Annotated in this window: 19 protein-coding genes; 5 read left to right on the top strand and 14 right to left on the bottom strand. The window is 58.1% G+C overall.

What is annotated here, in order from left to right; all coding sequences use genetic code 11:
• Nucleotides 1–4: 4 nt before the first annotated feature.
• The 6 genes from F8N62_RS02120 to F8N62_RS02090 all read right to left on the bottom strand — a co-directional run bounded on the left by F8N62_RS02120 (nucleotide 5) and on the right by F8N62_RS02090 (nucleotide 7,602).
• Nucleotides 5–961, bottom strand: a complete 957-nt coding sequence (locus tag F8N62_RS02120; protein ID WP_150709402.1) for a glycosyltransferase family 2 protein — start codon at nucleotides 959–961, stop codon at nucleotides 5–7.
• Nucleotides 954–1,571: an acyltransferase gene (locus F8N62_RS02115; RefSeq protein ID WP_150709401.1), complete on the bottom strand. Its 618-nt coding sequence runs from the start codon at nucleotides 1,569–1,571 to the stop codon at nucleotides 954–956. Before F8N62_RS02115 ends, F8N62_RS02120 begins: the two co-directional genes overlap by 8 nt.
• A 131-nt stretch (nucleotides 1,572–1,702) precedes the next feature.
• A complete protein-coding gene (locus F8N62_RS02110) occupies nucleotides 1,703–3,169 on the bottom strand; it encodes a GMC oxidoreductase (protein ID WP_150709400.1) in 1,467 nt (488 codons plus the stop codon).
• 228 nt (nucleotides 3,170–3,397) lie between these two features.
• Complete coding sequence (locus tag F8N62_RS02100; protein WP_150709398.1) at nucleotides 3,398–4,774, bottom strand: oligosaccharide flippase family protein; 1,377 nt, start codon at nucleotides 4,772–4,774, stop codon at nucleotides 3,398–3,400.
• A 152-nt stretch (nucleotides 4,775–4,926) separates the two neighbouring features.
• On the bottom strand, nucleotides 4,927–6,054 hold the full coding sequence (locus F8N62_RS02095) for a glycosyltransferase family 4 protein (protein ID WP_150709397.1): 1,128 nt from the start codon (nucleotides 6,052–6,054) through the stop codon (nucleotides 4,927–4,929).
• A gap of 171 nt (nucleotides 6,055–6,225) precedes the next feature.
• Nucleotides 6,226–7,602, bottom strand: a complete 1,377-nt coding sequence (locus tag F8N62_RS02090) for an oligosaccharide flippase family protein (RefSeq protein WP_150709396.1) — start codon at nucleotides 7,600–7,602, stop codon at nucleotides 6,226–6,228.
• A gap of 96 nt (nucleotides 7,603–7,698) precedes the next feature.
• Between F8N62_RS02090 and F8N62_RS02085 the strand changes: the two genes are divergently transcribed.
• From F8N62_RS02085 to galE, 3 genes are read left to right on the top strand one after another with little or no spacing between them, the layout of a single operon-like run.
• A complete protein-coding gene (locus F8N62_RS02085; RefSeq protein ID WP_150709395.1) occupies nucleotides 7,699–9,225 on the top strand; it encodes an O-antigen ligase family protein in 1,527 nt (508 codons plus the stop codon).
• A 4-nt stretch (nucleotides 9,226–9,229) separates the two neighbouring features.
• Complete coding sequence (locus tag F8N62_RS02080; RefSeq protein ID WP_150709394.1) at nucleotides 9,230–11,845, top strand: glycosyl hydrolase family 5; 2,616 nt, start codon at nucleotides 9,230–9,232, stop codon at nucleotides 11,843–11,845.
• Nucleotides 11,846–11,890: 45 nt separating this feature from the next.
• Nucleotides 11,891–12,868 (top strand): UDP-glucose 4-epimerase GalE, encoded by a 978-nt coding sequence (gene galE / locus F8N62_RS02075; RefSeq protein ID WP_150709393.1) that lies wholly within the window; start codon nucleotides 11,891–11,893, stop codon nucleotides 12,866–12,868.
• 160 nt (nucleotides 12,869–13,028) lie between these two features.
• Here galE and F8N62_RS02070 read toward each other — a convergent pair whose 3' ends face one another.
• The 6 genes from F8N62_RS02070 to F8N62_RS02045 all read right to left on the bottom strand — a co-directional run bounded on the left by F8N62_RS02070 (nucleotide 13,029) and on the right by F8N62_RS02045 (nucleotide 19,038).
• On the bottom strand, nucleotides 13,029–13,757 hold the full coding sequence (locus tag F8N62_RS02070) for a CpsD/CapB family tyrosine-protein kinase (protein WP_224791329.1): 729 nt from the start codon (nucleotides 13,755–13,757) through the stop codon (nucleotides 13,029–13,031).
• Nucleotides 13,758–13,826: 69 nt separating this feature from the next.
• Nucleotides 13,827–15,392, bottom strand: a complete 1,566-nt coding sequence (locus F8N62_RS02065) for a GumC family protein (RefSeq protein WP_150709391.1) — start codon at nucleotides 15,390–15,392, stop codon at nucleotides 13,827–13,829.
• Between the two features lie 20 nt (nucleotides 15,393–15,412).
• Entirely contained in the window at nucleotides 15,413–16,528 is a 1,116-nt protein-coding gene (locus F8N62_RS02060) for a hypothetical protein (protein WP_150709539.1), read from the bottom strand.
• 27 nt (nucleotides 16,529–16,555) lie between these two features.
• The gene (locus tag F8N62_RS02055; RefSeq protein WP_150709390.1) at nucleotides 16,556–17,110 is read right to left on the bottom strand and encodes a polysaccharide biosynthesis/export family protein; all 555 of its coding nucleotides are present in this window, start codon (nucleotides 17,108–17,110) and stop codon (nucleotides 16,556–16,558) included.
• A gap of 320 nt (nucleotides 17,111–17,430) precedes the next feature.
• Nucleotides 17,431–17,928 (bottom strand): hypothetical protein, encoded by a 498-nt coding sequence (locus F8N62_RS02050; protein ID WP_150709389.1) that lies wholly within the window; start codon nucleotides 17,926–17,928, stop codon nucleotides 17,431–17,433.
• A gap of 282 nt (nucleotides 17,929–18,210) precedes the next feature.
• Nucleotides 18,211–19,038 carry an AraC family transcriptional regulator gene (locus F8N62_RS02045; protein WP_150709388.1) on the bottom strand — a complete coding sequence of 276 codons (828 nt, stop codon included), beginning with the start codon at nucleotides 19,036–19,038 and terminating at the stop codon, nucleotides 18,211–18,213.
• A gap of 133 nt (nucleotides 19,039–19,171) precedes the next feature.
• On the opposite strand from F8N62_RS02045, the gene F8N62_RS02040 reads away from it, so the two are divergent.
• Nucleotides 19,172–19,690 carry a carboxymuconolactone decarboxylase family protein gene (locus F8N62_RS02040; RefSeq protein WP_150709387.1) on the top strand — a complete coding sequence of 173 codons (519 nt, stop codon included), beginning with the start codon at nucleotides 19,172–19,174 and terminating at the stop codon, nucleotides 19,688–19,690.
• Nucleotides 19,691–19,858: 168 nt separating this feature from the next.
• Nucleotides 19,859–20,260: a hypothetical protein gene (locus F8N62_RS02035; protein ID WP_150709386.1), complete on the top strand. Its 402-nt coding sequence runs from the start codon at nucleotides 19,859–19,861 to the stop codon at nucleotides 20,258–20,260.
• An 11-nt stretch (nucleotides 20,261–20,271) separates the two neighbouring features.
• Here the strand turns inward: F8N62_RS02035 and ligD are convergent, their stop codons facing one another.
• Both ligD and F8N62_RS02025 read right to left on the bottom strand, forming a co-directional pair.
• Complete coding sequence (gene ligD, locus F8N62_RS02030; protein ID WP_150709385.1) at nucleotides 20,272–22,902, bottom strand: DNA ligase D; 2,631 nt, start codon at nucleotides 22,900–22,902, stop codon at nucleotides 20,272–20,274.
• Nucleotides 22,903–22,907: 5 nt separating this feature from the next.
• Nucleotides 22,908–23,900 (bottom strand): methyltransferase, encoded by a 993-nt coding sequence (locus F8N62_RS02025; RefSeq protein WP_150709384.1) that lies wholly within the window; start codon nucleotides 23,898–23,900, stop codon nucleotides 22,908–22,910.
• Nucleotide 23,901: the final 1 nt, after the last annotated feature.

Below are 23,901 nucleotides of genomic sequence, written 5' to 3'. Positions count from 1 at the left end.
GGTTCTACCGTGTTGGTTGGCTAGCGAATTTAGTATCACGCAACAGCGCCCAGGTGACCCGGGCATGTTCCCAGCACGCGCGAATGGCGGCCCGGCCGCGGCCTTTCAACAGCGCCTTGAGCGCCAGAATCAGATCTCCCAGGCACACCAGCAGCATATGCCAGGCGAGACCCGCAACACCGTGGTGCTTGCGGAAGTACAGCAGTTCGCTTTCGATTTGCAGCCTGGGTATCTGTCGACTGGCCATATTGAGTTCATCGACCGACTTGGCACTCTCACCGCCGATATGCACCACGGTGGTGTGCGGGTAGAAAACTACTTTCCACCCCGCCTGCTTGACGCGTTTGCAGTGATCCACTTCTTCGTAGTAAAGGAAGTAGCGCGGATCGAACAACCCCACCTTGTCGATGACTTCACGGCGGATCAGGTAATAGCAGCCTGGTACCCAGTCGCACTCACGGACTGAGGCGTGATCCCACTCCATGTCGTCGACTCTTTTGACCGCTGGAAAAAAGCGCTCAAGTCCGGTCCGTGAGAGAAAGACATTCAGCGGCGTGGGAAAGAAGCGACAGGACGGTTGCAAGTCTCCCTCCCTGCCGACCAGCCGGACGCCGAGGACACCGCAATCGGGATTCGCCTCCATGAAGTCGAGTGTTTTGTTCAGGGTATCCGCAGCCACAAAGGCATCGGTATTGAGGAGTAACGCGTACTTGCCCTGCAGGTGTTCAACCAGCTGATTGTTGGCCCGGCCAAAGCCGACATTACTGTCATTGGCCAGCAGCAATGCATCCGGACAGACCGTGGCCAGGCACTCCAGGGAATTATCGGCCGAGGCATTATCCACCACCAGATAGCGCGCCTGATCCGCACCGCCTGGCTGGCGTAGCGCATTGAACATCGGTTGCAACAGGCCTGCGGTATTGTAATTGACCACCAACACATCCAGAGGAGCACTAACCATTGGATTGTTCGCCAAAAAAATACGCCGCGCGCATGGCTTTCAGCTTCGGTTCAAGTTCCGGGTCATACACCCCGTCGCGCTGTCGGATGAGGTCCATCCAGGGATAGGTGGCGCAACGCTCTTCGATATTCTTCAACAGAGTGTCCATCGTGCAGATAACTCTTGCAGGGTTACCCCCGACCACTACGCCGGGCGGCACATCTCTCAGGACAACAGCGCCGGCGGCTACCAGTGAATCCGGGCCAATCGTCACGCGCGGCATGATGATAGCGCCATGCCCGACAAATGAATTATCACGGATATCGACGGGGCCGACAGAATCGAGTTTCAGCCCGTCACGCGCATTGAAGACCGCAACGCTGCCATCGTGGCCGAAGATGGTGCAATCGGATAAACCTACGTTGTTGCCGCATCGAAGCATCGAAGGGTCGGTGATGTTGCAACCGAGATTGATCCATACGCCTTTACCGATGGAATGCACCCCTCCCCATCGCGCCATATGTTCCGCCCATTCATATCCATTGGGTTTGCACAGCCTTTTGTAGAGCGAAGTTCCGCGTCCTGTTGTTTTGGCATAGTGAGCAATAGCGCGCTTTAGTAGACCAATCATCCTGTCAGCCTCAAAAATTCAAATAGACATACGTGCCAAGGCTAGATCGACCCTGATTCTTCTTTACCACGACCTTAAGCGTAGCCCCCTCCCCCGAAATCGACACACCGATAAGCCACAAATGATTTCAATCAGGAATACCTGCCCACCCCCGGTTCCAGCTGATGGTTCAAATAATCCGCCAGCCTTAAAGCCAGCTGCAAGAGCGGCATTGTAGGGTTACTGGCGCCGCCCGTGGCAAAAACACTGCTGCCTGCTACATATAGATTTTCGACGCCAAACACCTTGCAGTTTTCGTCGACCACGCCAAACTCCGGCGTCGTCGCCATCCGCGTGGTGCCCATGTGGTGGGCATGGGGATTGACCTTCAGCGGCACGGACTCGTCATACACGCACTCTTCCAGCCTGACGAACCCCAACCCCGACTCGGCAAAACACTTGGCCATTTCCATTCCGATGCACTTGACGGTATGGCGATCTGCCGGACTCAACTCCCAATGCACGGTGGCCTTGCGCATCCCTAAGGCATCGCGCTCGGCGAGCAGCGAAACGCGGCTGTCGGGGTTGGGAAACTGCTCTATCAAGGTGCCGATCACACCATCGCCGGGGCAATCGAACTTGGTAATGAACTCAATTTTTTGCTCCCCGCCGACTTCGCAAATGAGGTTCTCGAAAAAGCTCTTGATCGCCGCCATGCGTCCATAAGCCCGCACTTCAGAGACCAGTGAAGCACTCACATTACCTTTGCCCGCCTGATACTCCTTCACGAAGGCATCGGTGGTGAAGTACTCGCGTGCATCGGTTCCCTGGCCCTCTTTGAGGATGAAGGTGCCGAGTTGGACATTCAGGTGTTCCATGAAGCATTTACCGACCAAACCTTCCTGGGTAACGATGCCGCCCGCGACCAGCGACTCGCTGTTAAGCAGTTGCCGGGCATTCTCGATCGCACCGGTTGCCAGGATGAAGTGTCTGGCAGTAACGCGTTCTCTATGCAGTTCGTAATCCGATACCACTATGGTCGCAATGCGCCCGGTGTCGCGGTCGAATTCAAGATCGACGCAGTTGCAATTGATGAAGACGTCCAGGCCCTCGGTCTCGTTGAGTTCCTTGGCGTATTTCTGGGCAAAACGGGTCGGTGGGCTGAGCAGGAAACGATCCGCTTCAAAGTCGGTACCGTCCAGCGACGCATTGGTGGTCTTGAATCCGGTATCGGCAGGCAGATCGACAATCGCCATGGCCTGGGGCAGATGACGCTCTATCTCGGAAAAGGCGATGGGCCAGCCGGGCCAGTGCACCGGAGGGCCGACGCTGAAGTCGGACGCTTCAAAGGGCCGGCAGCGCCCGGCCCAATGGTTGGAGGTGCCGCCAAGATAGCGCAGGCGTGTTGCCGCGGCGTAGACGTCGAGGCCGGTCGACGGACACTGGTAGAGACTTTGCGAGTTTTGCGAATACTCGTGCCCGCCACCTTCCAGCAGCAGCACCCGCCGACCGTTGCCAGCCAGACGCAAGGCCAGGGTAATACCGGCCGGGCCAGCGCCGATGATGCAGACGTCATAGGAGTCGCGCAGCTCTTTTTGCGATTGGTAGTCTTTGATCATGCTGGCGTTGGCCGAAAGTGCTGGGCCGGCAGCACCCATCCGTTGATCACAACGTATTCGGATTTAACATCGGTCTTCACAACCGAAGGCCGGACGACGGCTTCTGACAGTCCGAACATGAGTCCGCCGAGACTCAACAGGGCAAACGCCTGGAGAAAGCCTCTGCGGTCCATTACAGAAGTATTCAAATCAAGGTCATGCATGATTTAAAGTTCCCCGACATTAAGGTCAAAACCAGTTGGCAAGTCCCAACACCAATTCCCCGCACAACGCCCCCACCAGCACCATCGGCAGCACCATCAGTTCACGCTTGATATCGAACAAACCCACCTTGCAATTGACGTACACCACCAGCACCAGCGTTGGTACGGCGTGCAGCGCGACACCCCAAATGGCATATTCCACACCGCCAATCGCCAGCAAAAGCGGCAGTAACCCCCACAACGAGACCGCGCGAATAATGTTGTCCAGGGCCTGGTATTTGGTCAGTCCCAGGGCCAGCCACGCTTGATGCGCCACCACATAACGATAGGTGAAAAAAGACAGTGAAAGAATCGCCAGCATGTGGCCCGCACCGGCATAACGCTCATCGTACAAGAGGCTGATAAGCAGCGGGCTGGCGGTCCAGAACAGCCCGCAGAGAAACAGCGAGGCCAGGTCGAACATCAACTTGAAGCGGTAATACAACGCCTGCAACCGGGCGCTGTCTTGGGTGCGCGCGGCCTCACTGAAAGCCGGCAGCGCCACGGCCCCGACCAACCGTTGCATGCCCTGTTGCAGCGCGCTCAAAATCAGCACGGCAATCGAGTACACCCCCAATTCTGTAGCCGACATGCTGCCACCAAACCAGATCCGGTCACCGTTCATGGCCAGTACGCCAACGGCCGACGACAACAACATCCAGCGGCCGAAGACCACCACCTCGCGCAGCGCCGGACGGTCCCAGTGCAGACGGTTCGGCGCCCCGGAAAACCAGACATGCCCCAGCAGCGTCATGACCAGTGCCGAGGCCAGACCGGCCCCCACCAGCGACCAGATCGACCGGCTGAAATAACCGATGGCCAACATCACCAGCAGCCCGCACAGCTGCGACACAAATTCGGCGAGCACCACTTTTTTCTGCTGGAAGTCGCGCACCGCCACGTCGACCTTGGTCGACTGGAAACCATAGATGATCGCGGAAAACCCGGTCAGGGCCAGCACCAGCGGCAACTCCGGGGCGGCATAGGTGGAATGGGCCGACCACACCTCAAGGACTTGCGCGAGCCAGGCAAAACCGGCGATGGCCAACGTGAACGCAAACAGGATAAAACCGCGGATGATCTGCACCGTCCACACGGTGTTGAGAAACGCCGGATCGTCGCCCCGCGGGCTCTGCACGATGTTCTGGCGCAAGCCGACATCGGACAGCAGGTGGAGCACCACCGACACGGTGGTGGCGATGACCATGATGCCGAACATTTCCGGCATCAACAGCCGCGCCATGATCAGGTTGCCACCCAGACGCATCGCTTGAGAAGTAACCAGCGCCCCCAGATTCCATGCCCCGGCAGATATCGCTCGCCTGCGCAGGCTCAACGGTGGCGATAAATCAGCTGGCGGCATCACAACAACCCCGGACTCAATGAACGAAAGGTACTATAGTCGCATTTTGCCATTCCACTGGCACCTGCCATTCACCTGCCCCACTGGCCTGACAAGCCATGCCTTTTGAAGACTGGGCATTGCCTGTGCTCAGAAGGCCTCAACGGCCGTCACTACGAGTGCCCGACTTCTCTTTCGGTAAGCCCCACTGGCTTGACACGACTCTTCGCAAGCGCGTTAACCAGTGTAGTTTCGAATAACTGCGCAGAGGCCTCCCAGGAACTTGAAGCCACGGTTTGATGGGCCATCTCCGAAGCCGCACGCCACTGCGAATCGTCTAACGTCAACATATATTCGACGCCACGGGCCAAGGCATCCGTGTCATCAATATCGGCCAGCACACCGTTTTTGAAACAGGAAATGGCTTCTACTGGCCAGCCCGTTCGTGTGGAAACGACTGGTGTCCTGCAGGCCATGGCTTCCATCGCCGTCAAGTTAAAGCCTTCACTCCGGCTGGTGGCGAGCCAAACATCGCATTGCGAATACAAATCACGAATGGAATCCTGGTCGGGAGAAAGATAGAACTCAAGATTCGCGGGAAACTTGTAAGCACCTGTAGGAGGAAAACTCCCAAAGGCGATCACTCGAAGTGTTGGAAATTTTTCCTCGAGCGCCGCAATGACTTCAAGTGCAACATCGACGCCCTTCAATGGCGTTTCGTGAAACAAAATTCCGATTGTCGGGCGCTGTTGCTTGCCCCTCGGTGCGGCGAAAAACTGCTGATGTTCCACACTGTTCTCGACCAGGGAAACATCGGAGTCGCCATATTCCTCGCGCATCAAATCAGCCAACCACTGGGAAATGGTTATTTTATGCAAAGGCATTTTGTAGGTTGCCATAACCCTGTCCACCGGGCAGAAAGGAAACACTTCATGCCCCTGCACCAAATACAGTTTCACGCCCTTGGCCGGACTTAGCGCATTCACCCACTCAGCCGTTTCCCACCAGGTGGCAATGACAACATCGGCATCTGGAATGTCCGATTCCACCATCGGCCTGTATTTGTCTATCATCCGGTGATCAAGGCCAAGACCATCCAAGTGAGATGGAATGGTCGGGGTGGCCGGCCAGCCTTCTCCCTTGAGCAGACTCTTGATCTTTCTGCGAAACGGAATTGAAGGCATAGGCTGGGAAACGATTTTCACTTCATGGCCCATTTCGGACAATGCCTTGGCGTAAATTGCAACGACGCGAATCCCGCCAGACAGGCTCGCCACAGACAATACAAACGTCACTTTCATTAAAAACCACTCCAATCCACCCCTGCAAATCAGAAGCGGCCTATTCAATTCCGATCCGAAACATTAACTTATATTATTCAAATGTTCAGCCAGTCTGTGCGCAAGTTGCAAGAGCGGCATAGCTCTTTGTGCGATGAGCAGTCTTTGATCATGCGCTCCCCGACATTAAGGTCAAAACCAGTTGGCAAGTCCCAACACCAATTCCCCGCACAACGCCCCCACCAGCACCATCGGCAGCACCATCAGTTCACGCTTGATATCGAACAAACCCACCTTGCAATTGACGTACACCACCAGCACCAGCGTCGGCACGGCGTGCAGCGCGACACCCCAAATGGCATATTCCACACCGCCAATCGCCAGCAAAAGCGGCAGTAACCCCCACAACGAGACCGCGCGAATAATGTTGTCCAGGGCCTGGTATTTGGTCAGTCCCAGGGCCAGCCACGCCTGATGCGCCACCACATAACGATAGGTGAAAAAAGACAGTGAAAGAATCGCCAGCATGTGGCCCGCACCGGCATAACGCTCATCGTACAAGAGGCTGATAAGCAGCGGGCTGGCGGTCCAGAACAGCCCGCAGAGAAACAGCGAGGCCAGGTCGAACATCAACTTGAAGCGGTAATACAACGCCTGCAACCGTGCGCTGTCATTGGTGCGCGCGGCTTCACTGAAAGCCGGCAGCGCCACGGCCCCGACCAACCGTTGCATGCCCTGTTGCAGCGCGCTCAAAATCAGCACGGCAATCGAGTACACCCCCAGTTCGGTGGCCGACATGCTGCCGCCAAACCATATCCGGTCACCGTTCATGGCCAGTACGCCGACGGCCGACGACAACAGCATCCAGCGGCCGAAGACCACCACCTCGCGCAACGCCGGACGATCCCAGTGCAGACGGTTCGGCGACCCGGAAAACCAGACATGCCCCAGCAGCGTCATGACCAGTGCCGAGGCCAGACCGGCCCCCACCAGCGACCAGATCGACCGGCTGAAATAACCGATGGCCAACATCACCAGCAGCCCGCACAGCTGCGACACAAATTCGGCGAGCACCACTTTTTTCTGCTGGAAGTCGCGCACCGCCACGTCGACCTTGGTCGACTGGAAACCATAGATGATCGCGGAAAACCCGGTCAGGGCCAGCACCAGCGGCAACTCCGGGGCGGCATAGGTGGAATGGGCCGACCACACCTCAAGGACTTGCGCGAGCCAGGCAAAACCGGCGATGGCCAACGTGAACGCAAACAGGATAAAACCGCGGATGATCTGCACCGTCCACACGGTGTTGAGAAACGCCGGATCGTCGCCCCGCGGGCTCTGCACAATGTTCTGGCGCAAGCCGACATCGGACAGCAGGTGGAGCACCACCGACACGGTGGTGGCGATGACCATGATGCCGAACATTTCCGGCATCAACAGCCGCGCCATGATCAGGTTGCCACCCAGACGCATCGCTTGAGAAGTGACCAGCGCCCCCAGATTCCATGCCCCGGCGGATATCGCTCGCCTGCGCAGGCTCAACGGTGGCGATAAATCAGCTGGCGGCATCACAACAACCCCGGACTCAATGAACGAAAGGTACTATAGTCGCATTTTGCCATTTCACTGGCACCTGCCATTCACCTGACAATAGGCCTCAGAAGCATGCCTGAGCACTTTCGCGCGTTAGTCGTCATCCTGGTTCTTGCCGGCGTTGTGTTTGCCATGGCACGCCGACCTGCAGCAGACCTGATCCCTGCCAACGACTTTATCCGCCGGCGCAATCTGTGGTTCGTGCTGACCCTTCTGGCCTTTTTCTCGCACAGTTTCTGGGTGTATTCGGCCGTGACTATTGTGGTGCTCACCGTCGCGAGAAAACGCGAACGCAATCCCGTGGCCCTGTTTTTCTTGCTGCTGTTTCTGGTGCCGCCGGCCTCGGCGCAAATTCCCGGATTCGGCCTGATCAATTATTTTATCGACCTCAACTATGTTCGCCTGCTGTCCCTGTGCGTCCTGATGCCGGCTTTTTTTGCCCTGCGCCGGCGCGCAGATACCCGTGCATTCGGACGCACCTGGCCGGACAAATTGATGGCCGCCAACCTGATCCTGACCAGCCTGCTGCTACTGCGCGAAACCACCGTCACCGATACGCTGCGCCAGTCGTTCTACCTGTTCACCGACGTTTTCCTGCCTTATTACGTCGCCAGCCGCGCCCTGAAAAACCTCAGCGATTTCAAGGACGCCCTGCTGGGCTTTGTCCTCGCGGCCATGGTGATGTCGCTGATCGGGCTCTTCGAGTTTGCCCGCAGTTGGCTGCTCTACAGTGCGCTGATCGGCGCCATGGGCATGCAGTGGGAAATGTCCAGCTACCTGAACCGGGGTGGCTTGCTGCGCGCCAGCGTCACCACCGGCCAGGCCATTGCGCTGGGACTGGTGATCAGCACGGCCATCGGGTTATACCTGTTCTTGCAGGAGGGTGTGCGCAGTAAATTGCAGCGCCGCCTGGGCGCATTGCTGCTCGCCGGCGGTCTGTTTGCACCGCTGTCGCGCGGCCCCTGGATCGGTGCCGTCGGCATGCTCATGGTGTACATCGCCACCGGCCGTCATGCGATCAAACGCCTGATGTTGCTGGGCCTCGCCGGCGTGCTGTCCCTGCCCCTGCTGACGTTGGTGCCGGGCGGGCAAAAAGTGCTGGACCTGCTCCCGTTCATCGGTTCGGTCGATGCCGAAAACATCACCTACCGCCAGCGCCTGTTCGACAACGCCGTTATCGTGATCCAGCACAATCCGCTGCTGGGCTCGTTTGATTTCCGCAAAACTCCGGAAATGCAGTCGATGATTCAGGGCGAGGGCATCATCGATATCGTCAACACCTACATCGGCATCGCGCTGTCGTTCGGATTGATCGGCCTGGGGATTTTCGTGGCTTTTTTTGCCACGACGCTGTTCGGCATCCGCAAGGCCATGCGTGAGTACCCCGACAAAGACGATGAGGCGCGTCGACTGGGACGCGCTCTGTTCGCGACACTGGTCGGCATCCTGGTGACTATTGTTACCGTCAGCAGCATCACGGTCATTCCTGTGGTGTATTGGTCGGTCGCCGGGCTGGGCGTTGCCTATGCCCAGATGGCACGCAACCAGAAACAGACGTCAAGTGCAGTCACTGCAAGTGCCCACCTTCAACTTCGGTAATCCCATGCCCCCATTTTTTCGCCGCACCCGTTTGCTGCTCCCGGTTCTTTTGTCTCTTGTAGTCTGGCCGGTTGGCACCTGGGCGTCCGAGTGGGTCGCCAGCGTCGATGAGAAAAACGGCCTGCCCATGCTGGTGCGTGGTGGCAGCCCGGTGGTTGCTTCCTCATTTGTGTTCTTTGGGGGCAACTGGGAATGGACCTATTTTGCAACCGAGTTCCAGACAAACGCCCCCTACAGCTATTCACTCGCAGGCCAGAACAAAGCCCTGGATTTCGACCTGGCTGCAAAAATCCAGAAAGAAGGCGAGCAGACAATCACCTGGGATTTTGCCCTGGATGCACGCAGCAACAAGTCGGGTGTGATGGGTGGCGGCATCGTCTTCAATTTCGACCCGGCACTTTTCCCGGGAGAAATGGGCGAGCCGGTCTTACTGCCTGACAACAAAGGCTGGTCCTGGGGGAATGCACAAGGGCGAAAAATCGAGATGCGTTTCGAGCCTGCTCCGGCGGGAGTGTATTTCGAACCGGGTGATAAATCGGAAGTGCGCGCGTTTTTCTACAAAAACGCGATCAAGCCCGGCCGTCAGACTATCAAAGCCACCCTGAGCATTGCCGGCGACGTGGAACTCGGTCCCACCACTACCGAGCGCTTCGGCCTGGTTGACCCGAAGAGCTGGCCGAGCGACAAGCTCGACTGGAACACCTCGCCGGTCGATCTGTCCTTCCTCAACGCCAATGAAAAACCGGCGGGCAAACGCGGCTTCGTCAAAGCGGCCGGGGAGCAGCTGCAGTTCGCGGACAACACCCCGGCGCGCTTTTGGGGCACCAACGTATCGGCCTATGCGCTGTTCCGCACAACGGACGAGGACATCAAACTGCAAGCCAAACGCCTGTCGGCACTCGGCTTTAACCTCGTACGCCTGCACCACCATGATTCGCCATGGGTCAGCCCGAACATCTTTGGCGACCCTGCCCTCCCTCATGACACCCAGCAGCCCAGCCCGGAGTCGCTGAAAAAAATCGACTGGTGGATCAAGTGCCTTAAAGACGAGGGCATTTATGTATGGCTCGACATGCACGTCGAACGATCCTTCACTGCAAAAGACAACATTTATGGTTTTGAAGAGATGCCCAAGAACAGCGCCGGCAGCGCTGATCTCAAGGGCTATGCCTATGTAAACATCACGATTCAGCAGGCGATGAAGCGTTTTGCCGCAGCCTATCTGACCCACGTAAATCCCCATACCGGTCTCGCCTACAAAGACGATCCGGCAATCGCCGCCGTACTGATCACCAACGAAAACGACGTCACCCATCACTTCGGCAATGCCCTGCTGCCGGACAAGAACGTTCCAAAGCACAACAAGCTTTACATGGCTGAAGCCGAAGCGTTTGCCAACCAGCACGATCTGCCCGCCAGCCAAACCTGGCGCGCGTGGGAGTATGGCCCGTCGAAGTTGTTCCTCAATGATCTGGAGCGGCGCTTCAACGCAGACATGATCAAGCACCTGCGTGATGTGGGCGTGAAGGTCCCCATCTCCACGACCAGTTACTGGGGGGGCGATGGCCTGGCGTCCCTGCCCGCGCTGACATCCGGCGACGTCATCGACACCCACAGCTACGGCGGCTCCGGCCAGTTGGAGAAAAACCCGCTCACCAGTGCCGGCATCGTCGACTGGATTGCCGCCGGCCAGGTCACAGGCAAACCCCTGACCGTCACCGAGTGGAACACCGAACCGTTCCCGACCCCCGACCGCCACACGCTGCCACTTTATATAGCCGGCACCGCCAGTCATCAGGGCTGGGATGCGCTGATGCAGTATGCGTACAGCCAGGAACCCCTTTCCGGCGGATGGAGAACGGCCGGCAACTGGAACGCCTACAACGACCCTGCACTGCTGGCCACCCTCCCCGCCGCCGCCCTGCTGTATCGCCGCGCCGACGTCAGCGAAGCAACCACCACCTACGTCTTCGCGCCGACGCCGGCAACCCTGTTCAACCAGGCCATCACACCGGCCAACTCTGCACTGCTGCGCACCGCCATGGAGAAAGGCAAGCTGCAAATCGCGATGCCTCAGACGCCGGAACTGCCTTGGTTGCAGACCGGACCCAGCGCCGGTAATGCGCAGGTGTTTCGTGACCCGAACCAGTCGCTGCTGGACGCCAATGCCAGCGAGGCCACGACTGACACCGGTGAACTGAAACGCAACTGGAAACAAGGCATCTACACCATCAATACGCCGCGTACCCAGGCAGCAACGGGCTGGATCGGCGGCGAGACGATCAGCCTCGGCAACGTTCAGGTTCAAGTGAAGACGGCTAATGCGAGCGTGGTGGTACAAAGTCTGAACGACACGCCTATTGGCCAGTCGCAGGATCTGATGATTTCGCTGGGCACCCGCGCCATCCCCCAGGACGACGAAAAAACACCTTTTTATGTGGAGCCTGTTTCCGGCACGCTAACCCTCCAGGCACCCGCGGGCCTGACGCTGTTCACTCAGGGCACCCTCGCACAACTGAAGAAGCTGCCTGCCACCTACGCCGATGGCCGCTACACGATCAAGTTCGATGACTTGCAGGCATCCAACTGGTTGTTTTTAAGAAAGAGTGCAACGCGCTGACGGTACAATCTGCGTTTGCACAGCAATAGTTTCCAGGAGGTCAGGATGAATTTTTTGGTGGTTGGCGGCGCAGGCTATATCGGCTCGCACATGGTTAAACAGTTGCTGCGCGCCGGCCACGACCTGGTGGTCGCCGACAATTTTTCCACGGGCTACCGCAGCGCCTTGACGGGCGGAAAGCTGGTCGAACTGGACATCGCCGACGCCCAAGCCCTGGATACCTTGTTTGCCACTCAGCGTTTTGATGCGGTGTTCCACTTCGCCTCATTCATACAGGTCGGCGAATCCGTTACCGAACCTGCCAAGTATTATCAAAACAACCTGGCCGCCACCCTGACGCTGCTGCAAGCGATGGTGCGCGCGGAGGTTAAACACTTCATTTTTTCCTCGACCGCCGCCATCTATGGCGATCCGGTGTATGTGCCGATCGACGAAGCGCATCCGAAGGCTGCGATCAATCCTTATGGTCGTAGCAAATGGATGGTCGAGCAGATGCTGGAGGATTTCGATCGCGCCTACGGGCTCAAATCGGTTTGCCTGCGCTACTTCAACGCCGCCGGGGCAGACCCGGAAGGACAGTTGGGTGAACGCCACGAACCGGAAACCCATCTGCTGCCGCTGATCTTGCAAGCCGCCTCGGGTCGACGCGAATCCATCACCGTCTACGGTCGTGATTACGACACACCCGACGGCACCTGTATTCGCGACTACGTCCACGTGGCCGATCTCGTCGCAGCGCACGCGCTGGCCGTGGATTATCTGTTGGCCGGAGGTGCGAGCACGGCATTCAACCTTGGCAACGGCCAGGGTTTTTCAGTGCAGGAAGTGATCGAGACCGCACGCCGGGTGACCGGCCAGCCTATCCCTGTGAGTGACGCGCCGCGCCGTGCGGGCGATCCACCACGCCTTGTGGCCGATCCCCAGCGAGCGTACACCTTGCTGGGCTGGCAGCCGCAGTTCGCATCACTGGAACAGATCGTGACGCATGCCTGGGGCTGGGAAAAGAAGCACCCGTGGCATTGAGTCGGCGGGATCGGTGAAAAACCGGATGCACACCAATCAACTGTGGGAGCGAGCCTGCTCGCGAAGAGGCCGTGTCCGCCGCCATCGATGGTGAATGTGAGTCCGCTTTCGCGAGCAGGCTCGCTCCCACCATAAGCCCACCCCTTCTGAGAGTGACGCTCTAATAGTAAGAGCGGTTCTGCGGCTCGGCTTTGTTCAGTACGGTGCCAATCAGATTGGCCGTGCCCAGATGATGAAGGCTTTCTTCGATCTCTTTCTTGCTGTTCATGCCGTTACCAACCACAAGCAGGACACAGTCGAATTTCGGCAAGACAGTCATCGCATCGTCCGAACTCAGGATTGGCGGCAAGTCGAAAATCACGATGCGCGAGTTGTAGCGCTCGCGCAGGTCCGTAATCAAATGACTCACCTCAGGCGATGACAACACCTCGGTGGAGAGAGGGATCGGCTCACGAGTCGGCAGCACCACAAAACGCGGCAAGGTCGGGTTGACCAGCACTTCTTGCAGTTCGGCTTCATCGTTCAGCAGTTCATTGAGCGATTTTTCCATCGGCAGCCCAAGGCAGGCGCCCACCGTGGGACGACGCAAGTCGAAGTCCACCAGCAACGCGGTCTTGGTGGTGTGGTGGGCGATACTCATTGCCAGATTGATGGCCAAAACCGTCTTGCCTGCCTCCGGCGTCGGCGAGGTAATGGCCAGCGTGCGCCAGCCATTCTCATCCATGATTTTCAGCACTTGTGTACGCAGCAGATCGATAGCCCCGCCCACATTCGAATTCTTGTTGTACGCCACAATGCGGTGGCGCTCGAGGTGATCGGGCCGCAAAGGTACAACCTTGGTTTGTACGTAACTGAGCGCGTTCAGCCCCGGCTGCCCGGTCGGTGTCATGGCCTTCGACGCGGTCGGTTGCTCGGCCTTATCGGCATCGGGCTTGATAATGTCCATCGCTATATTTCCTTATGCAAACCGGCCCAGAACTTTAAACAACAGCAGATCCAGGGGCATGTAGAGGAAGTGCAGGAGCACCAGGAAGATCGTGATGACCACGAGTCCGCTAATGATCAAACGCGTTCGCCATTGCTTGCGGCGTGCCAGTTCCGCCCTGGTATGAATGTAGGGAATGGACACCAACACACGTTTGCCCAGTACGCTTGCAAGCGCCTCGGCACCGCGTACACGCGGGTTGATCATCTCAAGCAGCATCACCAGCGCGCCCGCGCCTACCGGGGCGAGAACGAAGCCCATGGCAACCACTTTTTTGCGGTTCGGCCTGATCGGTTTTTCGGGCATCAGTGGCGGTTCCAGCAGAACAAAACGCTCGGCCTTGTTTTCCTGTTCGAGGCTTTCGGAAATTTTCGCGCCCATTTCCTTGGCGCGCATTTCCTCATATTTCTTCTTCGCGTTTTCATGGTCACGCATCAGCGTGATCAGGCCGCGCTCGACTTGTGGCGTTTCAATAATCTGCGCTTCGATTTCGGAAATTTTCTTCAGCGTCTGCTGCTTCTGGTCGGCCAGCGACCTGATCTTTGCCTCGGTCCCGGCAATCTGCGCCTGAGCCTTTGCCACATCCATATTGACCGGCAATGCCGCGCCGCCCGCCAACGCCTTGTTCGCCTCAAGGGCCGCAATCTTGCGTTTCACGGCACGCACATCGGGGTGAGCTTCGGTATACAGGGTCAGCAGACGGGCGTATTCGGCCTTGAGGCTGCCCAGATCCTGCGGCTTGTCAGCGGCTGCCCCCACCACGCCCGGTTTGGTCGCCAAGCCAGCGCTGGCGGCGGTCAGTTCCAACTCGTTGAAACGCAATTCCTCGCGCGCAGCCTTGTAGTCTCGGTCGACTTCTTTGAGCTCGGTCTCGGCGCGCGTCAGCATGTTCATGCGCAACTCTTGATGCTCGGGCAGCGCGCCACTGTGCTTCTGTTTGTAGTCTGCGACGAGATTATCCTGGGCATTCAGGGCAACCTCGAGCTTGTCCGCTTCCTGCTTGACGAATTCGGTGTTTTCGGTAGCGCGCTCAGTGCGCTGGCGGATGTTTTCATTCAGGAACAGCGTTACCAGTTCGTTAGCCACTTTATTGGCAATCTCTGGCTCGCGGTGTTCGAAGGAAAGACGAAACGCAATCGTCACTTCCCCGCGGCCTTTGACCGCCGCGCTGACCAAGGTGACGGCAATCGCGTTGCGCATTTCCTCGACCTTCTCGGAAACGCTCAACTGGCGACTTTGCGCAGCGAACAAATTGTACTTGTCGATGATCGCTGTCAGATTTTCACGGGTCATCACGCGCTGGCGAATAACTTCGATGCGCTCATCGGCAAAGGTATTGTTGTTCGCCGCCACCAGGTCAGGCGAGATCTGTTGCGACTCGATCAGAATCGTGCCGGATGATTCGTAGGTTGGCGGGAGAGAGAATGCAACCGCCAGGCACACACCGAGGATGGCCACGCCAGTCAGAATCAACAGCAGTGCATGGTGCTTGATGATAGCAATGTAGTCGTTGACCGACATTTCGTATTCAGAGGCCATATTTCTCACACAACAGAATTTCAGAGACCGGGATAACTATAAGTCAGCGTCAACCCGACTACGTTTGCAGTAGCATCCGGCAAGCCATCTTGCTGGCGTTGTTTGTACATGTAGGATAGGCGCGCGATCCAAAAAGGCGAGAGTTCCTGACTGATCCAGGCGCCATAATTTCGCAAGGTATTAGGCGTCTGGCCGTCGGTGTCTTGCCAGGAGGCATCAATACCGGTGCGCCGCGTCTCATCGATGGCGTAACTCCATGTACCCCTTACGCTATCAACTTCAACGAAACCACCGTCGCCGCTGGCGAGCGTGGTACGACCGGCGTCGATGCTCGTTTCCACACGTTCGCCTGAATAGTTCAAGGTAAACCCGCCCTGAGCACTCGGACCGCCGTCGGTGCCGGTGATTTCATTGGCGCCGACATACACCGAACCTCTGAGCCGCTCGGAGATTTGATAGTTCATGCCAATATCGGGGGTGTAGCTATTCGAGGAAGACACTGTCGATGCTTCATCGGGCTCATACCGCTTGATGCCCAGGCGCGTGAACAGTTCCACACGCTCGCTCCATGCATAGGTATAGCTCAAGCGGTTCGACAGTTCGTCATAGTCGGTCAGCGTATCCGTGTCGTACGTGACATGCCGGTAGTCGGTCTCATTCAACAGGGCGCTGCGTTCGCTCAGGGCCGTGCGCCAGTTGGCGGCCAGCGACGTCATCTTTTGCGTGGCATCGGGAGCAACCAGGCCGGTTTCGAGAACCGTCGAAGAAAGCGTGGAGCTCTCTTCATACCTCGCCGTGAGGCCAAAAGCACCTGTTTCGGTCTCGTGCTGCCACCCCAGCTTCAGTCGGGGATCTTCACGGTCCGAAACGATTGAGGTGTCAGTCGAACGCACGACATAGACGCCGAGACCGAACTGGAATTCATCCGGGCCGGACGTCGCCACGAGGCTGGCATCGGGAGCGATGATGGTGCGCGTCACACCCTTCTCGCCGGTGCCGATCAGCGTCGGATTGCTGTCGTACTCGACGGTGGAAGGCACCGCGATAGCCGACTGCCAACTGGCAGCGTGGGCCGTGCCGGAGAACGGCAGGACAAAGACTGCCGTCGCAATCCCGGTGGTTCGCAGCGCAAGCACGATATTCCCCAGAGCGTCGCGCACAGGCTAAGGCACCACCAGCGTATCGCCGGCCTTGAGTAAGAAGTTGGTGGTCATGTCATCCCCGGACATCAACTTGCGGTAGTTGACGGGCAGGATCTGCTGTTTGGTGCCAGTTTGTCGCACGACCTTGATTTCGGACGTGTCGGCAAATTTGTCGAGCCCGCCTGACAGGCTCAGTACCTGCAGTACTGAGGTCGGACCTGACATGTGCACAGTGCCAGGTTTAAGCACCTTGCCCTGAACGTACGCAACATTACCCTCTGTCCCGGTGACGACGACGCTCACCTGCGGATCGGGAATAAATTTCTCAAGCTTGGCGGCTAATTTCTCGGAGACCGCTGTGGCGTCGAGCCCCACGACTTCGACTTTCCCCGCTAGCGGGAAGGTGATGCTGCCATCGGGAAGAACGCGCACATCCTGCTTGAGCTTGTCTTCGCCCCAAACGGAAACGGAAAGGTTATCGCCCGGACTCAGCAGGTAAGCATCACTCTCAGCAGCATTGGAAACGCCAGGCCAGACAGCCATCGCGCAGACTACAGGTAATAAGAAACGTAACATCGGGATCCCTCCGCTTAGATAGCCTTGAAATGAGTTTTACATAAAAACCGCGGCAAATCACGCCTGCTCGGTTTCATTTCAATGGAAGGTTCAAAGAGCAATATCAAGCACTTGCGAATCGCCAGATTTGGTCTACCGGACGTCTCGGTGATCCTTTGAACAGTCTCTAACGCGTGAAGTTTTTTATTTAACAACAACTTAATGTTAAACATACTGCCCTCGATGCCTACCCGCCAAATTAATAGCACTCGTTATTCAGCGATACTCGTCCAACAGTGATTTTTCGACCCAGCAAGCCTTACGGAGCAACCCATCAGCACTTACACCTTCCGCCGATTGGCGACCACGATGAACCCCAATAACGCCGACGAAAACAGCCAGGCTGCTGCTGAAAGTGGAACTGCAGCAGGTTGATGAGCAACTACGTCAGTGACCGCGCCCAAGACTTTACTTTGAGTGTCCGAATCAACTACCGACTTGTCACCGGCAACTTGCGTCATTAAACCGTCGCAAGCAGAAGTATTGACGGAAGCCACGGCGCCAGAGGCGGATTGAATCAGGTTGCCAAGTTGCGCTGCCGGGGTATTTTTCAAATAAAGTTCGCCGATGGAGGCCGAAGTTCCTGCTTCGTTGCTTTCTGCAGATGGCGAGCCGGCCTGAGCGTCGGTGGCCACACCATTATGAGAACGCGTCTCGTCGCAAGAAGTACCTATGCGACTAATTTCATAGGCCAAATTGCTGGTTTGTGCGCTCGCAAACGCTGCACCAGTGGAGAGCATCACAAATACAGCGTATTTAACGAGACGTGTGGAGCGCATTGTTGCCGCCTCCCTGCAAAGGGGTTTTTTCAGTGATCGAATGATGGATTTGTGAGCCAGCTAAAGGGAGCCTATAAGCACATCGCCATTACGTCAATGGTCCGTCACCACAATAAATAAAAATAAAAATCCCCAGAGAATGGCGTCAAATTAACGACAAATATTGCCTATTGATCGTGCCGCTTCTATGTCCCTGAAAGGGTTCAAATAGGGCCTTCAGCGGCCCTGTTATCCGGCCCGTTGCGACCTTTTGCACCTCTGCGAACTGCCAGTGACAAAAAACTAGCGAACACTGCCGCCGCGCATCCACTCCCGCGGACTGACGCCAGTCTTGCGTCGAAAAGCACGCGCCAGCGCCGAAGGACTCTCATACCCCACCTCATCGGCGATCAGCGCAATGGACTTGCCTTCACGCAAGCGCTTCTGCGCGAGGCTGATGCGCCAACTCACCAGATAATCAACCGGCGTCTGCCCCACCACTTGGCGAAAATACTCGGCAAAACTGGCCCGGGACATGTTGGCGGCCGCCGACAATTCGGCGACGGTCCAGGACTTGCCCGGTGTTTCGTGTATTAGATTCAAGGCGCGTGCCAAGCGAGGGTCCGCCAGTCCGGCCATCATTCCAGAGCTTTGTTCGCGATCAGTCAGCAGGTGGCGCAGCAACTGGATCACCAGCATTTCAAACAGGCGGTCCATCATCGCTTCGCGACCGCAAATGCCGCTGAACGCTTCCATAAACAACCAGTCCAGGGTGCTGCTCAGGGTTGTTGCCTCTTCCAGATCAAGCAGCAAGTAATCGGGCAAGGCTGCCGCCAATGCATTGCCAGCGCCGCCATCGAAGGTCAACGATGCACACACCAGTTGCGTGTCGGAGGTTTCAGCGGCAAACAACTGATGGCGGAATGGGCGGGGAAAGAAAATCAGGGTGGGTCTGGTGAGCTGGATGTGGGGCATATCGCCCAGTTTCAGTGCCAATTCGCCGTCACGCAGTAAATGAAGGTGCCCGCAGTCCTGCTGGCCGTCGAAACCGGTGGTTCCGCAGAATGTGCCGCTGTGGAAGGTGCCGGCGCTGACGCCGAAGTGGCTGAGCAAGGTGGACAGGCGATCCATGGAAGGGCTCCCGGCAATAATCTGGACGATCTGTCGCATATCCTCGACGATTTGCACCCAATAGACCAGCGCTCCCCACTAGCATGGACTCCGTACCCAGCGCACCCCGCGCAACCCACGACGGAGAATCACCATGAGCCGCATCAATACCCTGAGCCTCGAACACGCCACCGACACCACCCGCCCACTGCTGGAAGGTGTGCAGAAGAAAATCGGCTTCTTGCCCAACGTCTTCAAAACGCTGGCCCATGCGCCTGCCGTGCTGTCCTCTTATCTGCAACAGTCAGCGACCCTCGGCAAGACCTCGCTGAGCGCCACAGAGAAAGAAGCCATCTTCCTCGCCACGTCTCAGGTAAATGGTTGCGACTATTGCCTGGCGGCACACACCTTGTTCGCCGGCAAGGCCGGGCTGTCTGCGCAAGACATTCTCAGCGCGCGCAATGGTCAACTGGATGCATTCGCTACCCTCGCCCGTCAAATCACCGAAAGCCGCGGCCACCTGAGCAGCGAGCAGATCGAAGCGGCGCGGGCAGCCGGTATCAATGACAGCAAACTGATCGAAGTGATCGCCCACGTGGCCTCGCAGACCCTCACCAATTACCTGAATAACGTGGCCCTGACCGAGATCGACTTTCCTGCGATCGATGCTTGAAACACTCGAAGCAACCAAGGGCTTGCCCGTGAAGAGGCCGTGTCAGTCGCCATCACTGGTGCCTGACACACCGCATTCGCGAGCAGGCTCGCTCCCACAATAGTTCGCCGTGTGACAGGGTCGCCCCCTATGGGCAAACCCGCACCCGGCGCTCTATGATTAACCCCTATGACCACCTCGCCGCCGATCCGCCAGCCCTGCCCCCCCGGTGCCTGCAACTGCGAGCGTGAACCACTGTTGCAGACACCGGGCGCGGACCTGCGCATTCTGATGCTGACGCGCACCGAGGAAAAACGCCTCTTGGAACGCCTGGAAAATCTCCAGAGCCTGGGCGACCTCGAGCGTTTACAGCAACGCATGTACGAGCAACTGGGTATCCAGGTAGACATCGCCCCCGGCTTCAACGAAGTTCGCACCATGCGCGGCATCGCCATTACCCTCGGCGAGCTGCCCGGCTTGTGCCGCAAAACCCGTCAGGCGATTCCGACCGCCATTCGCCGCGGGCTGGAGAAACGCCCCGAGATCGCCTACGAACTGCTCAATGCCAACGACCTGTTGCGCGACGCTTGAAGCCCGTCGAATTACTTCTTCATACCTACCCGTCGACGCATGTCGGCGGTGATGGTCTGCCGGGTTTTGTTCAAGTCCGCCCAAGGCTCGTTGCCGACCTCGGTCAGCCGCTCATGCACAGTGTGGATATTCCACTGATTGCCGCCCTTGAGTTCGGCGACCTCTTCGGGAAACACCGGCACTGACACCGGTAGCCCCTCGCGAGTGCGCGCAGCGTAAGTGCAAATCGTGGTGGCCCCGAGGCCGTTGCGCAGGTAATCGATGAAGATCCGCCCGACCCGGTTCTTCGGCCCCGACACCGCGGAAAAACGCTCCGGCAGCAGCTTGGCCATGTGACTGACGATCGCGTGGCTGAAATCCTTCACCTCATCCCAGCCGAGTTTGCGGGTCAGCGGCACGACGATGTGGATGCCTTTGCCGCCACTGGTCTTGAGGAACGCCTTGAGCCCCAATTCGTCAAGCACCGAGAGCGTCAAGTGCGTCGCTTCGACCATGCTTTTCCACGGCAGCGCCGGGTCCGGGTCGAGGTCGAGGACAAATCGGTCGGGCTTGTCGAGTTTGTCCGAGGTGGCATTCCAGGTGTGCAGCTCCACGGTGCTCATTTGCACCGCGCCGATTAACGCCTCGGCGCTGTTGATGATCATGATCGGCTGGCCGGTGAGTTCCTTGTCCAGGGTAGTGATCCCTGGAATGGCCAGGCGCTCGGCGTTTTTCTGGAAAAACAGTTCACCGGCAATTCCGTCCGGCGCGCGTACCAGCGCCACGGGGCGGTCTTTCAACTCCGGCAGAATCCATTCGGCAACGCTGGCGTAATACTCCGCCAGCTGCACTTTGGTGGTGCCGCTGCTGGCGTCGATGACCCGCTCAGGATGGGTTATCCGGACCTTGCCCGCACCGAGGCCCAATTGCGACGGCGCCGGTGCAACCTTTTCCGCGCTGCTGGTTTTACTGGCGGCCTTTTTGCTCGGAGCCTTCTCGCTGGAAGCCTTTTTGCTGGCAGCAGGTTTTTCCTCTGGGCTTTTCTTCACCACTTTGGGACGCTCCTCGGTGATGTCTTGCGCGGGTTTGTCATCACGCAGGCCATGAAACACTGCGTGGCGCACCGACCCTTCCTTGGTCATTTCAGCAAAGGCAATTTCAGCCAGCAGAACAGGCTTGAGCCAATGCACACCCTTGGCGTCAAAACCGCTGGGGGGATTGACCACCGATGGCTTCTTCGTCAGCAGCGGTTTGAGTTGCTCATAAATGCTCTTGAGGGTCTTTTCGTTGAACCCGGTGCCGACCTTGCCGGCATATTTCAATTTGCCGCTGTCGCGGTCATGCAGCCCCAGCAACAATGCGCCGAAGGCATTGCGCGCGCCTTTTGGATCGGTGTAGCCGACCACCACAAACTCTTGCCGATGCTTGCACTTGAGCTTGATCCAGTCACTGCTGCGCCGGGACACATAGGGCGAACCGAGACGTTTGCCGATCAGCCCCTCCATCTGCATCTGGCAAGCACTGTTGAGCAACGCGTCGGGTTCTTCGGCGAATGCGTCCGAGAACCGCAGCAGCGGGTCTTCACTCGGTTTGAGCACTGTGGCCAGCGCCACTCGCCGCTCTTCGACCGGGACTTCGCGCAGGTCCACACCATTGAGGTACGGCATGTCGAACAGGTAGTAAATGATATTGCCGCTGCGGCCCGAGTCGAAGGCGTTTTGCAGCGCCTGGAAATCCGGAACGCCCTGCTCGTTGGCGACCACCATCTCGCCGTCGAGCCAGGCCGATTCCAGTTGCAGCGAAGCCAGGGCTTCTGCCTGTTTGGGCAGCTTGTGCGTCCAGTCGTGACCGTTGCGGGTAAACAGTTTGACCTCGCCGTGGTCGATGCGCGCCATGATCCGGTAGCCGTCGAATTTGATCTCATAGCTCCACTCGCCCTCAGGAGCCTTTTCCACCAGCGTCGCCAGTTCGGGTTTGATCACGTCCGGCAGTTTCGCCTTGTGCGCCCCGGTCAGTTGCGCCGTCCGGGCTTTGGTCGCCACTTTGCGCGCAGGTTTTTTGATCGGCTTGGGTTTGTCCGCTGCCTTCGATTTTTTCGCGACGATCGTGCGGTCGCTGAGCACGCTGTCCGGTTCGGCAACGACCACGTCGTAGTCGCTTTCCGGCTTGGCCGCGCTGTCCTGATGCTTGATCAGAAACCATTGCTCCTGCTTGCCCGGCATGTGCGTGCGCACCAGGTTCCACAGGCCGCCGAGCTTCTCGCCTTGCAGCTCGAATTTGAGTTTGCCCTTGGCGTAGGCCTTGGCCGGATCTTCCTGGGGAATCCACACGCCACGGTCCCAGACGATCACGTCACCGGCGCCGTAGTGCCCCTCGGGAATGCTGCCCTCGAACGTGGCGTAATCAATTGGATGATCTTCGACATGCACGGCCAGGCGTTTGACCTTGGGGTCCAGCGAAGGGCCTTTGGGCACCGCCCAGCTTTTCAGCGCGCCATCGAGTTCCAGGCGAAAGTCGTAATGCAGGCGCGAGGCGTCATGTTTCTGGATGCAAAACTGCAAGGCATGGTCTTTTGCACGCTTCTTGCCCGCTGGCTTGGCGGCCGGTTCCGAGGTCGCCGAGAAGTCGCGCATGCGGTTGTAGTCTTCCAGATTCTTGCTCATGGCGCTCACTCACCTACGGCTGGTTCAACACTGCCCCCGATACCCGCGCCGATCCGTGTGACGATCAGCGCGACCACCGCAATCCGCTCCACCCGCTGATAGCCGGGCGTCAACAGTTCCTCGCCGAACACGTCAGGATCAATCTCGCGATAGGTCCAGCCGAACCGCGCCGAATCCAGATAAGGCGCCAGCGCAGCGAGGAACGGGTCACAGCCATCAATCATCGCCACGCCGGTGTACAGCACCAGCGAGCCGCCGGGGGTCAGTCGATTCAGCGACTGCTCGACAATGCGCAATGACAATTGGGCACCGAACGCTCCACCGCCATGCCGGTAAGCGCGCTCGGCCGGGTCGGCCATGTAGGGCGGATTAGCGACGATCAAGTCAAATGAGCCATCGACGTCCTGCAGCACATCGCTGGCCTCGATGCTGACATTCGCCACTTCGGCAAGCGCAGCATTCACGGCGGTCAGGCGCAAGGCGGCCGGGTTGATATCAACGGCCAGCACCTCGGCCTCACGTCGTGCACGGGCGATCACAATGGCACCGACACCCGCACCGCAACCGATGTCCACGGCACGTCGGACCGGCGCGAAACTCTGTTGCAGATGGCTGTGAATCAATTGCGCAAAACGGTAGGTGTCCGGGCCGAAGAACACCGCGTCGGCGGCGTCTGTGGGGAATCCGGAATGGACGAATAACAAATCATCAAGACTGGACCAGCGAATATGACTTCTGAGGCGGCCGTTACTCTCTTCGAGCACGCCCGCCTGTTGCAACTGCCGCTGCTCGTCCACGGACAGCAGACCCGGCTCAAAGGATCGCGACCAGCCAAACACCTCGCGCAGGGTCCGGGCGCTTTGCCCGAATGCACGGTCATTGACCCGCTGATGGGTGAGCGGTGTCGGGGTGATGAAGCGGTAGCCGTCCGCCTGCAAGCGCCGGCCCAATTGCAGCAACGCCAGATCGGCCGGGGCCAGTTGCTCTTCCTGATTCATG

It is taken from the genome of Pseudomonas fluorescens (assembly GCF_902497785.1).
In the GTDB taxonomy this organism is placed as follows: Bacteria; Pseudomonadota; Gammaproteobacteria; order Pseudomonadales; family Pseudomonadaceae; genus Aquipseudomonas; species Aquipseudomonas fluorescens_BO.
The sequence above is the reverse complement of the archived record's forward strand: the minus strand, read 5'-3'. Positions and strand labels throughout refer to the sequence as shown.